The following is a 15,656-nucleotide window of genomic DNA, read 5'->3' on the forward strand; positions in this document are numbered from 1 at the left end:
TCACAGTGTTCCCGGAATTGCACTCGGCACAAAAACCCGCCAGCTGCGCCGACCGGGTTTGCTACGCGTTGAGATTTTGGTTCCCGCTCAAGGGCTCGAACCTCGATTCACGCCTTCAAAGGGCGCTGTCCTACCATTAGACGAAGCGGGATGCAGGCTGGTGGTTAGCATTCCGGGACGCTAGAAGCCAGCGCTGGAGATTCGCCAACAGCAAAAAGCCGCGCGGGTTGCCCAGCGCGGCTTCGATGTTTACCCCGTCGAGCTCTTACTTCGTCTGGAAGCGGGCGACCGAAAGGAATTTCACGGCATTGCCGGTGAAGCGGTTGGCATCGGCCATCTGGTTGTCCGCCTGGAAGCCTGCGGTGTAGACCTCGCTCGGCGGCGTATGCACGATGTTGTAGGCATAGCGCGGCGCTGTCGTCGGGCTGGAAACGGTGGCGATGTTGTCGCCGCTGCTCAGCGCCCAGCGCGCCGCCTGCGGTTCGGCTGCCACCACCACTGCCTTCGGTCCTGGCTTCAGGTCGCGGGCCGAAGCCCTGGCTTCCTTGCGTGTCGTCTTGACGCCGGCGCCGATCACCGAGGCTGGATCGGTACCGGCGTGACGGGCAGCAATAGCACCGCGCGGCGATGCGGCATCGACACCTGACGGATCGTTGAACGCCGAGCGAGGCTCGAGCGACGCAACCTGATAGTCGTCGGTAGCACCGGCTGTATCGGCGGCGCTGGCCTGTTCGAGAACCGCCTTGACCTCGTCCGGACGCTGCGACGGCAGCACCGAGAACGCGTCGGTTGCGGTCTGCTTGTGGGCAGCCGTATCGGCCAGCGCCAGCAGAACGCCCTTGTCCTGCGGCGCAAGCTCAGCCGGCGGCGAAGAGCGGTCGGGACGCCAGGTCGGCAACGGGACGTTGACCGCGACCTGCGCCGGAGCGGCAGCTTGATCGGCCCCCTGGTCGGCATTGCTCGCATCGGCCGTGCCGAACGGCACATTGGCCGGCGCCTGCGCCGTCGCCACCGTCTGTTCGGTAGTGGCATCGGCCACGCCGAACGGCACGGTCTCAGGTTGTTGCGCGCCGACATCAGCCTTCGGCCGCGGTGCGAAAGCGGGCAGCGGCACTTCCTTGGCGGGCAGCGCGGCGATGATCGTCTCCGGCGTGTCCTGCGGCTCCGAATCGTCAGCGCTGTCGTCGGCAAGCTGCGGAATGTTGGCGCGCTTGGCGTTCTGCGGCGACACGATCGCGATGCCAGGCAGATTGCTGTTGTTGTTGCTCGTGGCAGCCAGCACCGGCTTCACGCTTCTCGGCGGCGGCGCGGCGGTAGCGACATCGGCGCTGTCGTCGGCTTCGTCTTCGCCGCCACCGCCAAAGAAAGCGGACAGGAAGCCACCGGATTTCTTGGTGCTGCCGCCTGCGCTGGCCATCATGATGGCAGGAGAACCGGCGCCCTTGCGCGCCTTGTAGGAGGCGAGCGCCTGGTCATAACCCGGCAACGGCCTGCCGTCGCTCGGCACATGCAGCGTCTTGCCATTGGGAAACAGGCTGACCAGTTCCTGGCGGCTGATGCCTGGCCAGTGCCGCACGTTGCCGACGTCCATGTGGACGAAGGGCGAACCCGACGACGGATAGTAGCCGACGCCGCCGCCCTGCATCTTCAGGCCGATGTTGCGCAGCTTCTTCAGCGGCACACCCGGAATGTAGAAGTCCATCGCCTTGCCCAGCATATGCTGGCTTTCCTTGGCGACACCGCGGCTGCGGCTGCGCAGCATCGAATTGGTCGACGGCGAGCGATAGCCGCAAACGACCTGGATATAGTCGGTGGCGCCGGCCTGCCGATAAGCTTCCCACACCAGATCGAGCAGGCGCGGATCCATCTTGGTCGGTTCGTTGCGACGCCAGTCGCGCAGGATGATGTTGATCTTCCTGAGGCCTGCCGGATCGTAGCGGCCATTGCGCTTGTAGACGATCTCGGCCTTTTCGTGCGTGTGGAGGTGATAGAGCTTGAGCGAGCGCGTTTCAGCGCTGGCGCCGGCAGCAGTAGCGGCAAGGAAAGCGAACGCAACGATCACCGCTGCCAGCCATCTCGGCCAGACGCCCATGTGATCGCGCCGCCCGTTTCTGTGTCGTTCGACTTTGTTCAAATCAAAAGGCCTTGCAGGCTGCCGTTTGTCCCCGGATTTGTCCAAACGGATGCGTGGTTCTTACATCCGAATATCGATCCTAATGGTTAATCATCGCTTATTGAAGCCGAAATGCGGTAACACCGTGGCGATATCCCGTCAAAAATAATACACAGGATTTCTTGGTAAACTGCTGGTTTAGATCAAGATTCAGCCTTTTCGCGCTACACGATCTGTTACCGCTGGCCTTAATGCGTGAACAACGGCGTCGCATCAGCCATATTCCCGCCCCAACCCCTTATGCAGCGCCGGATGTGGCATGGCAAGCTGGTCCCGGCCTTGCGTTGGCAAGCTGTGGAATTCGGCGTTCAGGAGGCAAGGCGGTCGAGGCGGCCGGTTTCCGGGTCGATGCCGTATTCCTTGAGCTTGCGGTAGAGCGTCGAGCGGCCGATGCCGAGACGCCGTGCGACCTCGCTCATCTGGCCGTTATAGTGGTCGATGGCGAGCTTGATCATTTCGAGTTCGACATCGGCCAGCGCACGCACATTGCCACGCTCGTCCAGCGCCCTCAATGTGCCGAAACGCTGAAGCAGCCTCGCCGGAGGGGCGAGCTCGGCAGCTGCAGTACCGGCGTCATCAGTCTGCGCGCCATCGCCTTGCAATTCGGTGCTCGAGGCCATTCCGGGGTCCGACAAGGACGCATCGGCGTCGAGATTGACGGTGCCGTCGACCTGCGCCCGGATCTGCGGAAATTCGTCAGTCGTCAGCACATCTCCTTCGGCAAGCACCGAGGCTCTGAACACGGCGTTTTCCAGTTGCCTGATGTTTCCCGGCCAGTCATAGGCCTGCAGCATGGCCAGTGCGGCATCCGAGATGCCGTGCAGGCGATTGCCCGCCGGCGCCACCTTGTCCATGAAATGCTTGACCAGATAGGGGATGTCGTCGCGGCGGTCGCGCAGCGGCGGCACGACGATCGGGTAAACGTTGAGCCGGTAGAACAGGTCCTCGCGAAACTTGCCGTCCTTGACCTGCTGCAGAAGGTTGCGGTGCGTGGCCGAGATCAGCCTGATGTCGACCCTGACGGTGGAACGGCCGCCGACCGGATCGACCTCGCCATCCTGCACGGCGCGCAACAGCTTGACCTGCACGTCGAGCGGCAGGTCGCCGATCTCATCCAGGAACAGCGTGCCCGAATGCGCCTCGACGAACTTGCCGGTGTGCTTTTCGGTGGCGCCGGTGAACGAACCTTTTTCGTGACCGAACAGGATCGATTCGACCAGATTGTCGGGGATGGCGCCGCAATTGACGGTGACGAACGGTTTTGTGCGGCGTTCGCCGCTGCCCTGGATGGCGCGCGCCACCAATTCCTTGCCGACGCCCGATTCGCCCTCGATCAGGATCGGGATGTTGGAGGCCGCAGCCTTCTGGCCGAGGCGGATCACCCGGTCCATCGCCGGGCTATGCGTGATCATGTCCTTGAAGGTCAGGTGGCCGCCGCGACGCCGCGACGTGCGCTTGACCTCGTCCTCGACCGCCTCGACCTTGAGGGCGTTGCCGACCGCGGTCTGCAGCCGGTCGGGAGACGCCGGCTTGACGACAAAATCGAAAGCGCCGTGGCGCATCGCCGAAACCACCGTTTCGATGCCGCCCTGCGCAGTCTGCACGATGACGGGAACAGTGATGCCGCGCTCGCGCATCGCCTTCAGCACGCCGATGCCGTCGAGGCCCGGCATGACAAGGTCGAGGATGACTGCCGAAATATCCCTCGCATTGGGTCCGTCAAGCGCGCTCAGACCGGCCTCGCCGCCATCGGCAACGATGGCGCTGTGGCCGAATTTCGTCACCGCCGCCTCGAGCAGCCGGCGCTGCACGGGATCGTCATCGACTATAAGAATGGAACCTGTCATGACTGATTTGAGTTGCCCGCCTGGGAAATTCCCATGGATCATCTTGGCACAGGGTTCTAAACAAGGTTTCAAAAAACCCGGTGAATGAATTCCTTAGGATTTGACCGGCTTGTCCTTTCCCCTTGATTCCAGAAGGTAATTGTTGATGAGCAGGATTCTCGGTCGGCAGCTTGCGGCGGTAGCGTCCGGTCAGGGCGCGGCGGAACTCGGCGACCTGCCGGAATGGAATCTCGCCGATCTTTATTCCGGCATGGAGGCGCCCGAACTGAAGCGCGACCTTGCCAAGGCGGCGGCCGATGCCGTCGCCTTCGAGAACCGCTGGAAGGGCACGCTGGCTGCGGAGGCCGAGCGCGGCAGCGCCGGCAGGCTTGGCGAGGCGCTGACAGCCTATGAGGCGCTGGAGGAACTGATCGGCCGCATCGTCTCCTATGCCGGCCTGATCTATGCCGGCAACACCGCCGATCCGCAGCGCGCAAAGCTCTATGGCGACATCCAGGAGAAGATGACCGACGCCAGCGCGCATCTTTTGTTCTTCGCGCTGGAGCTGAACCTGATCGACGACAAGGCGCTAGAAGCAGCCCTCGCCGCCGACGCCGGCTTTGCCCATTACCGCCCCTGGGTGCTCGACCTCAGAATGGACAAGCCCTACCAGCTCGAGGACCGGGTCGAGCAGCTGTTCCATGAGAAATCGATCACCGGACGCGGTGCCTGGAACCGGCTGTTCGACGAGACGATGACCGATCTGCGCTTCGACATAGACGGCGAGGAACTGACGCTGGAGCCGGCGCTGAACCGCCTCCAGGACGCCGATGGGGAGGTCCGCCGCCGCGCCTCCGAAGCGCTGGCCGCAACCTTCCGCAAGAGCCTGCGCACCTTCACGCTGATCACCAACACGCTGGCCAAGGACAAGGAGATTTCCGACCGCTGGCGCGGCTTCGAGGACATCGCCGATTCACGCCATCTCGCCAACCGTGTCGAGCGCAGCGTGGTCGATGCGCTGGCGTCGGCCGTGCGCGAAGCCTATCCGCGCCTGTCGCATCGCTACTACGCGATGAAGGCGCGCTGGCTCGGCATGGAGGTGATGAACCACTGGGACCGCAACGCCCCCTTGCCCGAGACGCCGCAGGCCGTGATCCCTTGGGACGACGCCAGGAACACCGTGCTGTCGGCCTATCAGCGCTTTTCCCCCGATATGGCGGAGATCGCCCGCGTCTTCTTCGACCGCAACTGGATCGACGCGCCGGTCAGGCCCGGCAAGTCGCCCGGCGCCTTCGCCCATCCGACCGTGCCTTCGGCGCACCCTTACGTGCTGCTCAACTACATGGGCAAGCCGCGCGATGTGATGACGCTGGCGCATGAACTCGGCCACGGCGTGCATCAGGTGCTGGCCGGCGGCCAGGGCGCCCTGATGGCTTCGACGCCGCTGACGTTGGCCGAGACGGCCTCGGTATTCGGCGAGATGCTGACCTTCCGTTCGCTGCTCGACCAGACCACCGACAAGCGCGAGCGCAAGGCGATGCTCGCCCAGAAGGTCGAGGACATGATCAACACGGTCGTGCGCCAGATCGCCTTCTACGAGTTCGAGCGCAAGGTGCATGCAGAGCGCAAGAACGGCGAACTGACCTCCGACAAGCTCGGCCAGTTCTGGCTCGAGGTGCAGGCAGAAAGCCTGGGGCCGGCGATCAAGCTGCGCGAGGGCTATGAGGTCTTCTGGACCTACATCCCGCACTTCGTCCACTCCCCCTTCTACGTCTACGCCTATGCCTTTGGCGACTGCCTGGTGAACTCGCTGTACGCGGTCTACCAGAACGCCGAGCATGGCTTCCAGGACAAGTATTTCGAGATGTTGCGCGCCGGCGGCACCAAGCATCACTCGGAGCTTCTCGCCCCCTTCGGCCTCGACGCCACCGACCCCGCCTTCTGGCAGATCGGGCTTGGCGTGATCGGCGGCCTGATCGACGAGTTGGAAGCGCTCGACAGTTAATGCGCGCACCCATTGGACCGATGGCGCAGAGTGACAGGTTCCGCAGCGGTCTCGACTTTGCTGAATCGCAGAACAGTTTAGCCGGAATGCATGTGACGGCAGCGCTGTTCTTGTTCTAAATACCTGTTCTTGAATAACTCTCCGGCGAAATTTTCCGTTAGCTTTCCCGAAGCCGTATGATAGCTTTCCGACCGAAGCTCAGCCGGGCGCGCGGCTTAAGGCCGGACAGCATCCCGGCCCATGGCAGCGGCCTGGCGGATGCGACAGCGACGGTTGGCAATGGGCGGCAAAGCCGAACTACGACAGTCGACGACAGACCGGCTGTTCCCTGAGCCGCCGAACCACATTGGATGATCCGATCTGCCAAGGTCATGACTTGGGACGGCGGCGGACGGATCCGACTGGAGAGAGACGATGACCTTCTTTTACATTGTCCTGGCGTTCCTTGTAGGCGTGTTGGTTGGCTGGTTTATCTGGGGCCGGCTGCGCGGCGAACTTGACAGCCTGCGCGGCGATCTCGACCGCACCCGCAGCGAGCGTGACAGACTGCGCGCCGACGCCGATCGTCTGACTGGCGAACTCGACGCCTGCGGCAAGACCCGCGCCGATCTCGAACGCCGGCTGCGTGAAACATCAGCTCCATCCGCCAAGCCTTCAAGTTCGGCGCCGGCGGCGCTGGTATCGACAGCGGCAAAGGCCAAGTCCGCCCCGGCCGCGAAACCGGCCCCCGCCAAACCCGCCGCGGCCAAACCAGCTGCGGCCAAATCCGCGGCCGCAAAACCAGCGGCCAGCAAACCTGCCGCCGCCAAGGCCGCGCCCAAAGCCGCTGCTTCAAAGCCCGCCGCCGTCCCGAAGAAGGCCGCCCCGGCAGCTGGGAAGGCCGATAATCTGCGCCGCCTGATCGGTATCGGCCCGGTCAACGACAAACTGCTCAAGGGCCTTGGCGTCACGACCTACGCGCAGATCGCCGGCTGGACCGCGGCCGACGTCAAGCGCATCGAGGACACGCTGAATTTCGACGGCCGCATCGCCCGCGAAAAGTGGGTCGAGCAGGCCAAGCTGCTTGCCGCCGGCGACGAAAAGGAGTTCGCACGCCAATTCCCGAGCGCCGGGACCGCCAACAACAGCTGATCCGTCATCGGCAAAATAACCAGAAGGCGGCGCTTTCGGGCGCCGTCTTTGTTTTTGCATTCGCCACTGTCTTTGCGCCCTGCGACGCCGCTCCCTCGATTGCACGCCGCCCGGCCCCCATATAGAGCGGTTCTGGCGTCATCGACCGCAGTACCCGAGCCCCATGCCCCTGCCCTCTGCCATTTTCCGCAACGATGAAAGCGGCCGTCAGTTGGTCTTCGACCACCCGGCCGACATCATCATTGCGTATGATGCCAAGGATTTTCTGCCGGCGCTGGCGGCCGCGCAGGCGGCGAGCGATGCCGGCAAATGGCTGGCCGGCTATTTCTCTTACGAAGCGGGCTATCTGCTCGAACCGAAACTGGTGCCGCTGTTGCCTGAAGGCCGGCGCGCGCCACTGGTTTGTCTGGGTGTCTTCGATGCTCCGGCCGAAGAGGCCGTGCCGCGCAACGATGCGCCGGCCACCAATGGCCCCATCTTCGACGCCAGGGCCAGTTGGTCCGCTCAGGACTACGCCAAACGCTTCGCGCGCCTTCACGACCACATCCGCAAGGGCGATTGCTACCAAGGCAACCTGACCTTTCCGGTCCGTGCCCAATGGTCGGGCGATCCGCTTGCTGCCTTCGACGCACTGACAGGACGCCAGCCGGTCAAGTATGGCGCACTGATTTCGCTCGGCGATCCCATCGTCTTGTCGCGTTCGCCCGAGCTGTTCTTCGAGATCGATGCCTTAGGCATGATCGAAACCCATCCGATGAAGGGCACCGCACCGCGCGGCGCGACCAAGGCCGAGGACGCGCGGTTGAAGTCCTTCTTGCGCAGCGATGAAAAGAACCAGGCCGAGAACCGGATGATCGTCGATCTCCTGCGCAACGACATCTCCCTGATCAGCGAGATCGGCACGCTGGAAGTGCCGGAACTGTTCCGCATCGAGAGCTACCCGACCGTCCATCAGATGGTGAGCCGTGTGCGGGCGAAGCTTCTGCCTGATCTCGGCATCCGCCAAATCTTTGGCGCGCTGTTTCCCTGTGGCTCGATTACCGGCGCACCGAAAATCCGCGCCATGGAAATCCTGCACGAGCTGGAAGAGACACCGCGCGACGTCTATTGCGGCGCCATCGGCTGGATCGCGCCTGCCGGCATGATGCGCTTTTCGGTGGCGATCCGCACCATATCGCTCTTTTCCAGTGGCGAGGCCGTTTACAATGTCGGCGGCGGCGTCGTCTTCGATTCGACGGCGCAAGAGGAGTATCAGGAGTGTCTGCTGAAGGCGCGCTTCGCGACGGGGACACCGCCGATTTCGAGCTGATCGAGACGATGCGCTGGGAGCCCGGCCAGGGCTTTCTGCGCTTCGAACGCCATCTCGCGCGCCTTTATGGCTCGGCGGAAGAACTCGGCTTTGCCTGCGATCCGCAGCGGATCGGCGAGGTGCTGGCGAATACTATCGGGGCGCAGCAAAAGGCGCTGCGCACCCGGCTCGTCCTGCAGCGCAATGGCGAAGTGACCGCCTCGGTCCAGCCCTATGAGCCGTTCGCCGCCGACAAGGTCTGGCGGCTGCAGCTGGCACGGGTGCGGCTCTCCTCCACCGACACGCTGCTGCGCCACAAGACCGGCCGGCGGCAAGTCTACACTCACGCCCGCTCCGAATATCTGATCACCCAGGCCGACGAAGTGTTGCTCGCAAATGAGCGCAGTGAAATCTGCGAAGGCACCATCACCAACGTCTTCGCCGATTTCGGTGATGGCATGCTGATGACACCCAGGCTCGACTGCGGGCTGCTGCCTGGCGTATTGCGCGCCGAGCTGCTGGACGAAGGCCGCGCCCAGGAGGCGATCTACAGCTATGACGAGTTGAAATCCGCCAAAACACTGTTCGTCGGCAATTCTCTGCGCGGCTTGATCCCGGCAACATTGGCCTGATACGAAGCGGCTGCGAGAATAACCGCCGGCATTGGACACTTTCTAGCGAAGCATGAATTCTCGTCAGCCCACGCACACGCCCTATGATGGCTCCTCAAAGCTCTTCACCATCGGGCTGAAGCCGCTCGAACTCGACAAGTGGATCGAGGTCGACCGGTATCTCTTCGACCATCTCGCCGAAAAGCGCCGGCTGTATGCCGAAATCCCCGACAAGGTGTTTGTCGAGGAAGACGGCACGCGCGACGCCCAGCGCGAAGTGCGCGGCCTCATCGAAGCACATCTGCTGTCGACATTTCCCGGGATGTACCGGCGCACCAATGCCGGGGTTGAGGTCATTGGCGCCAAAGCCGACTCTGACGCCACCTTCCCCGATGCCCCGCTGGTCGCAGCGTCGCTGCTCGTCCAGGAAGACCTGATCCTGATGCGCCGTGACGACACCGGCTGGCGACTCGCCGCCGGCTCGCTGTGCTTCCCGTCATCCTGGTCGCTGGTCGAAAAATTCGGCCGGCCGCTGCAGCAGATCCACGCACCGGTGCCGGGCTTCGGTCCGGGCACCAGGCCGGCCGAGCTCATCAACCGCATGTTCGACGGCCTGCAGGGTCAGGCTGTCGAACGCTTCAACTGGTCGATCCAGGCCGACGACGCGCTCTATCATCCGCTCTCCAATGTCGAGCGCATCGACCGCGCCACCAGGCGCCCCTCGCGATTTCCCGACGGCGACGTCAACACCCAGGCCTTCATCCGCGTCGAGCGCCAGACGCTGCGCAAACTGCCTCTGTCGCGCGACATCCTGTTCACCATCCGCATCCATCTCGACCCGCTGAAAGTGCTGGCGCGGCATCCCGACCGGGCAACGCTTGCCGCCTCTTTCGCGGCGCAATTGCAGGCGCTGGATGAGGCTCAACTCGACTACAAGGGGATGACATCAGACCGTGACCGGCTGGTGCAACGCCTGCAAACCATGGCTCAGGAGTGACGATGGTCCGACATGCTCTGAAGCTAGCCGTCCTGCTCGGTGCATTCCTGGCGTTGCCGGCAACAGCGCATGCGGAACCGGTGACCTATGCGGGGAAGCTCGGCAACATCGACATCGTCGTCGAGTTTACCGGTGATCCGGCGACGGCTGGAGAGGCACTGGCGGGCCGCTATTTCTACCGCTCCAAGGGCGTCGATATTCCTCTGCAGGCGAAGTCGAGCAAGGGCGCCACCTTTCAATTGGCCGAGGAAGAAGCCTGCGATGCCAAGAAGTGCGGCGACGGCCAGGCTCCACCCATCGGCGCCGTCTGGCGGTTGAGTTCCGCCGACAAGGGCAAGACGCTGGAAGGCACCTGGACGGCCAAAAAGACCCTGCCGCTGAAGCTGACAAGGATCGCCAGCCGTGCCCAGACGGAGACGCCGGCGACGACGCCACGCGATCTCTATGATTTCACCGACATGACATTCTCGGGTGACGATGCGCCGATCATCATGGCGGCATCGCCCTACGACTATCTCAAGCTGGATTTCGCGCCCAAGGCAGACGCCAAGGAAGGTTGGCCGGATGCAGCCTACAACTATGTCACCGATCCGCGCACCAAATTCGCCAGGCCGCGCATCGTCGATCTCGCCGGCAGTGCGCCGATCGAAGCCGCCAATGCCTTGCTGCAGAACCGCCATTGGCATGACAGCCTCAGCGCCTTGACGTGCGCGGCGCTGCAATATGCCGGTTTCCACGACGGGCCGCCGATGGAGGGCATGGACGACGATTCGCTTGGCGGCTATGAAGACACGACGTCCAAAGTTACGTCATTGACGCCGAAGCTGATGAGCTGGTCGGAATCCGGCAGCCTCTATTGCGGCGGTGCGCATCCGAACAACTATTCCGACGCCTATGTCATGGACGTGCGCCGTGGCGCCTTGCTTACCCTTCAGGACATGTTTTCCGATACGGTCGACGGCAAGCCAGGCCCCTCGCTGGCCACCTTCGTCAAGGAGAAGCGCAAGAAGCCCAGCGACCAGACCGAGGTGGATTACGAGGCCGAATGCGGCATCGACGATTTGATCGGCGACTATCTCGGCGCCAGCCTGAAACGCGATGGCGACAGGCAGGTTCTGGTCTTCGGCCTGCAAGGTTTGCCCAACGTCATCCAGGCTTGCGGCGACCATCTCGTTGAAATGCCGGTCTCCGAAGCACAAGCGCTGTTCACACCGGAATTCGCGAAACTGCTCGAACCGTAGGCGCATCTGCGCCGTCGGGAACTAACCTTATCCCTGCTTTTCGCTTTATTGTGACAATGATCTATGGTTTGTCGCGCGGCGGTCGAACGGCCGTTTTGGCGCGTTGCTTGAAGGAGTGCTCGATAAAATGGCGAATGAAAACTGGCCCGTTTACGGTGAAATCACCGGCCCTGTCGTGATGATCGGCTTTGGTTCGATCGGACGGGGAACGCTGCCTCTGATCGAGCGCCATTTCAAATTCGACAAGTCGCGCATGACGGTCATCGACCCGCTCGACACCGACCGCAAGCTGCTCGACGAGCGCGGCATCGCCTTCGTCCAGGAGCACGTGACCGAGAAGAACTACAAGAAGCTGCTGACGCCGCTTTTGACCAATGGTGGCGGCCAGGGCTTTTGCATCAATCTGTCGGTCGATACCGGCTCGGTCGACCTGATGCGGCTCTGCCGCAAGCTCGGCGTGCTCTACATCGACACCGTCGTCGAGCCGTGGCTCGGCTTCTATTTCGACGCCAAGGCCGACAATGCCAGCCGCACCAACTACGCGCTGCGCGAAGCCTTGATCAAGGAGAAGCACGACAAGCCCGGCGGCGCTACCGCGGTTTCGACCTGTGGCGCCAATCCGGGCATGGTCTCGTGGTTCGTCAAGCAGGCGCTGCTGAACCTTGCCGGCGACCTCGGCCTCGAGTTTTCCGAACCCGCGCAGGACGACCGTGACGGCTGGGCGAAGCTGATGAAGAAGGCCGGCGTCAAGGGCATCCACATCGCCGAGCGCGACACCCAGCGCACCAAGAAGCCGAAGCCGATGAACGTGTTCTGGAACACCTGGTCGGTCGAGGGTTTCATCTCGGAAGGGCTGCAGCCGGCCGAGCTCGGCTGGGGCACGCATGAGAGATGGATGCCGAAGAACGGCAAGGAGCACAAGCATGGCTCCAAGGCTGCGATCTATCTCGAACAGCCCGGCGCCAACACCCGCGTGCGCTCCTGGTGCCCGACGCCGGGCGCGCAATACGGTTTCCTGGTGACGCACAATGAGGCGATCTCGATCGCCGACTTCTTCACCGTGCGCGGTAAGAAGGGCAAGGTGCAATTCCGCCCGACCTGCCACTATGCCTATCACCCCTGCAACGACGCCGTGCTGTCGCTGCACGAAATGTTCGGCGCTGCCGGCAAGCCGCAGCCGGTCCACCATGTGCTTGACGAAAACGAACTGGTCGACGGCGTCGACGAGCTTGGCGTGCTGCTCTACGGCCATGCCAAGAACGCCTACTGGTACGGTTCGCAGCTGTCGCTGGCCGAAGCCCGCAAGCTGGCGCCCTACCAGAACGCTACCGGCATGCAGGTCACCTCGGCCGTGCTCGCCGGCATGGTCTGGGCGCTGGAAAACCCGGAAGCCGGCATCGTCGAGGCCGACGAGATGGACTACAAGCGCTGCCTGGAAGTGCAGTCCCAGTATCTCGGACCGGTCAAGGGCTACTACACCGACTGGACGCCGCTCGATAACCGTCCGGGCCTGTTTCCCGAGGACCTCGACAAAAGCGACCCGTGGCAATTCCGCAACATCCTCGTTCGATAGCGGTTCCATACCCCTGCCTCACTGCCTTGCAATCGCCCGGAAATCGGGCGATTGAAGGGATGCGGACGAGAGCAGTGTGCATCCATTTGGACGCACGAGGGACGGCTCTGGAAACTTGAGGCCACGCACATCGTGTTCTCCAAAACGTCGTTTGACGATTGGGCCGATGCGTCAGGAGAGGATTTGATATGACGATTGCGCGCAAAATTCTTTCTGCGGGCGCGGCGGGCGTTCTTGCGACGATGCTTGCCGCCTGCACCACCGGCGGCTCCGACGGGCCACCGATCTCATCGCAGGCGCGAGGCGTCGAAGGCTCATGGCTGAACGCAGAAGGCAAGGCGGTCTCGACATTGAACGGCGGCGTCTTCACCACCGTTTCGGCGGAGACCGGTGAGAAATTCGCTGACGGCAGCTACACCAAGACCGGCGCCACCTCGGTCGAGATCAACGGAACCTCGCTGATCCGGCAGCAGCCAATCGCTTTCAACTGCCTGCTGGTGTCCATAAACCAGCTGAATTGCACCAGCTCCGCCGGGCAGAACTTCGTGCTGACCAGGCGCGGCTGAACCTTTCCCATGCGGCTTTGCGGATGGCGGCGGCGCGATGCCGCCGCCTTTTTTATGCCGGCAAACCGATGCCGGTTATCCGCCCTGATTCTTCTTGCATCGCCACAACCGCGATGTGAACATACCCGAAATGCTGGCTGTTATCCTGCAGTCGGGCAAGAGCGTTAAACGCCTTTGATCATATCCGGGAGACGAAGATGAAGAAGCTCGCCGCCATTGCCGCCCTCTCTGCCTCGACACTCGGCCTGTCGGCCGCACCATCCTTTGCCGACTATACGTTGAACATCCTGCATTTCAACGATTGGCACAGCCGCATCGAAGGCAACAACAAATACGAGTCGACCTGCTCGGCCGAGGAAGAGACCAAGGGTGAGTGCATCGGCGGCGCCGGCCGGCTGGTCACCGCGATCGCACAGGAGCGCAAGAAGCTCGAAGGCCAGAACGTGCTGCTGCTCAATGCCGGCGACAGCTTTCAGGGATCGCTGTTCTACATCACCTACAAGGGCACGGCGGAGGAGGAATTCCTCAATCAGATCAAGCCCGACGCGGTGACGCTCGGCAACCACGAATTCGACGATGGCGAGAGCGCGCTGGTGCCTTATCTCGACAAGGCGAAGTTCCCGATCGTCAGCGCCAATGTCGTGCCCAACGACAAGTCCGGCGCCGCAGGCAAGATCAAGCCGTCGATTGTGCTTGAGATCGGCGGCCAGAAGATCGGCATTGTCGGCGCCGTGACCAACGACACGCCGGAACTCGCCTCTCCCGGCCCCAACATTACCATCGAGGACGACGTCAAGTCGATCACCGCCGAGGTCGAGAAGCTGAAGGCGCAAGGCGTCAACAAGATCATTGCCGTCACCCATATCGGCTACAGGCGCGAGCGCGATGTCATCGCCAAGATCCCGGGCATCGATGTGGTGGTCGGCGGCCACAGCCATTCGCTTCTGTCCAACACCGACCCGAAGGCGGAAGGCCCCTATCCGACGATGGTCGACAACCCCGACGGCTCCAGGGTGCCTGTCGTGCAGGCCGCGTCCTATTCGAAATATCTCGGCGAATTCAAGGTCGTGTTCGACGACAATGGCAACGTCAAGGAAGCCAGCGGCGACCCGATCTTCCTCGACAAGTCGATCATTCCCGATCCGGCCGTTCTTGCCCGCATCAAGGAACTCGGTGCGCCGATCGAGGCGCTGAAGAACAAGGAAGTGGCCGAGACCACCGAGGCCATCGACGGCAGCCGCGAAAGCTGCCGCACCAAGGAATGCGCGATGGGCAACCTCGTCTCCGACGCCATCCTCGACCGTGTCAAGGGACAGGGCGTCGAGATCGTCGTCTCCAATGGCGGCGGCTTGCGTGCTTCCATCGATAAAGGCACCGTCACCATGGGCGAGGTGCTGACCGTGCTGCCGTTCCAGAACACGCTGGCGACCTTCCAGATTTCCGGCAAGGATCTGGTTGCCGGGCTGGAAAACGGCGTCAGCCAGGTCGAGGACGGCGGCGGCCGCTTCCCGCAAGTGGCAGGTCTGAAATACTCATTCGACAAGTCGGTCGCGCCCAATGCCGGCCGCGTCAAGTCGGTCGAGGTGATGGAAGGCGGCGCCTGGGCGCCGATCAACCCGGACAAGGACTATCTGGTCGCCACCAACAACTATGTCCGCCAGGGCGGCGACGGCTACAAGGTCTTCGCCGAGAAGGCCAAGAACGCCTATGATTACGGCCCCGGCCTCGAACAGGTGGTTGCCGACTATCTCGCCGCGCACCGGCCCTACACGCCCAAGCTCGACGGCCGCATCACCGAGGTTGCCGCAACCGTAGCGGCTGCCCCGGCCGCCGAGCCGGCAAAACCAGCCGAACCGGCACCTGCTCCAGCGGAACCGGCAAAACCGGCCGAGGCTGCACCGGCGGAGCCGGCGATGCCCGCATTGCCGGCAGGCTCCGGCGACATCACCACCACGCCGCCGACTGTCCCGGCGGAAACCGCCCCGGCAACGCCGAATCCGGCCGAACCGGCAAAACCGGCTGAAGCCGCACCTGCTCCGGCAAAGCCGGCTGACGCCGCCCCGGCCGAAGCCAGCCATGTCATCGTCGCCGGCGATACCTTTTGGGATCTCGCCAAGAAGGCCTATGGCGACGGCGCCAAGTGGAAGGTGATCTCCGAGGCCAACAAAGGCTACGAGCCACGCCGGCTTCCGGTCGGCGCGACCCTGACCATTCCGGCGAAGTAACCTCGCTTCGCGCTTGCGAC

At 63.1% G+C, this 15,656-nt stretch carries 11 protein-coding genes and 1 tRNA gene; 9 read left to right on the forward strand and 3 right to left on the reverse strand.

Annotation, left to right across the window (positions count from 1 at the left end):
• Positions 1–77 precede the first annotated feature (77 nt).
• The 3 genes from NKI96_RS03530 to NKI96_RS03540 form a co-directional block, all read right to left on the reverse strand.
• A tRNA-Gln gene (locus tag NKI96_RS03530) sits at positions 78–151 on the reverse strand.
• Between the two features lie 114 nt (positions 152–265).
• On the reverse strand, positions 266–2,092 hold the full coding sequence (mepK, locus tag NKI96_RS03535; protein WP_352802947.1) for a peptidoglycan L,D-endopeptidase MepK: 1,827 nt from the start codon (positions 2,090–2,092) through the stop codon (positions 266–268).
• A gap of 389 nt (positions 2,093–2,481) precedes the next feature.
• Positions 2,482–4,020, reverse strand: coding sequence for a sigma-54-dependent transcriptional regulator (locus tag NKI96_RS03540; RefSeq protein ID WP_023820662.1), 1,539 nt, complete (start codon positions 4,018–4,020; stop codon positions 2,482–2,484).
• 145 nt (positions 4,021–4,165) lie between these two features.
• Here NKI96_RS03540 and NKI96_RS03545 point away from each other — a divergent pair, with 145 nt between their 5' ends.
• The 9 genes from NKI96_RS03545 to NKI96_RS03585 all read left to right on the forward strand — a co-directional run bounded on the left by NKI96_RS03545 (position 4,166) and on the right by NKI96_RS03585 (position 15,636).
• On the forward strand, positions 4,166–6,004 hold the full coding sequence (locus NKI96_RS03545; RefSeq protein WP_023725178.1) for a M3 family oligoendopeptidase: 1,839 nt from the start codon (positions 4,166–4,168) through the stop codon (positions 6,002–6,004).
• Positions 6,005–6,418: 414 nt separating this feature from the next.
• Entirely contained in the window at positions 6,419–7,135 is a 717-nt protein-coding gene (locus NKI96_RS03550) for a helix-hairpin-helix domain-containing protein (protein ID WP_023751323.1), read from the forward strand.
• A 163-nt stretch (positions 7,136–7,298) separates the two neighbouring features.
• Entirely contained in the window at positions 7,299–8,444 is a 1,146-nt protein-coding gene (locus NKI96_RS03555) for an aminodeoxychorismate synthase component I (protein ID WP_352802949.1), read from the forward strand.
• On the forward strand, positions 8,393–9,055 hold the full coding sequence (locus NKI96_RS03560) for an aminotransferase class IV family protein (protein WP_031199162.1): 663 nt from the start codon (positions 8,393–8,395) through the stop codon (positions 9,053–9,055). Before NKI96_RS03555 ends, NKI96_RS03560 begins: the two co-directional genes overlap by 52 nt.
• A gap of 52 nt (positions 9,056–9,107) precedes the next feature.
• Positions 9,108–10,031, forward strand: a complete 924-nt coding sequence (locus tag NKI96_RS03565) for a heme-dependent oxidative N-demethylase family protein (protein ID WP_352802952.1) — start codon at positions 9,108–9,110, stop codon at positions 10,029–10,031.
• A gap of 2 nt (positions 10,032–10,033) precedes the next feature.
• The gene (locus NKI96_RS03570; RefSeq protein WP_352802954.1) at positions 10,034–11,272 is read left to right on the forward strand and encodes a hypothetical protein; all 1,239 of its coding nucleotides are present in this window, start codon (positions 10,034–10,036) and stop codon (positions 11,270–11,272) included.
• A gap of 127 nt (positions 11,273–11,399) precedes the next feature.
• Positions 11,400–12,845, forward strand: coding sequence for a homospermidine synthase (locus NKI96_RS03575; protein WP_352802957.1), 1,446 nt, complete (start codon positions 11,400–11,402; stop codon positions 12,843–12,845).
• Between the two features lie 188 nt (positions 12,846–13,033).
• Positions 13,034–13,411 (forward strand): Omp10 family outer membrane lipoprotein, encoded by a 378-nt coding sequence (locus tag NKI96_RS03580; protein WP_023671949.1) that lies wholly within the window; start codon positions 13,034–13,036, stop codon positions 13,409–13,411.
• 197 nt (positions 13,412–13,608) lie between these two features.
• The gene (locus NKI96_RS03585) at positions 13,609–15,636 is read left to right on the forward strand and encodes a 5'-nucleotidase C-terminal domain-containing protein (RefSeq protein WP_352802960.1); all 2,028 of its coding nucleotides are present in this window, start codon (positions 13,609–13,611) and stop codon (positions 15,634–15,636) included.
• Positions 15,637–15,656 lie beyond the last annotated feature (20 nt).

Origin of the sequence: Mesorhizobium sp. M0292 (genome assembly GCF_040321695.1) — a bacterium.
Lineage (GTDB): Bacteria > Pseudomonadota > Alphaproteobacteria > Rhizobiales > Rhizobiaceae > Mesorhizobium.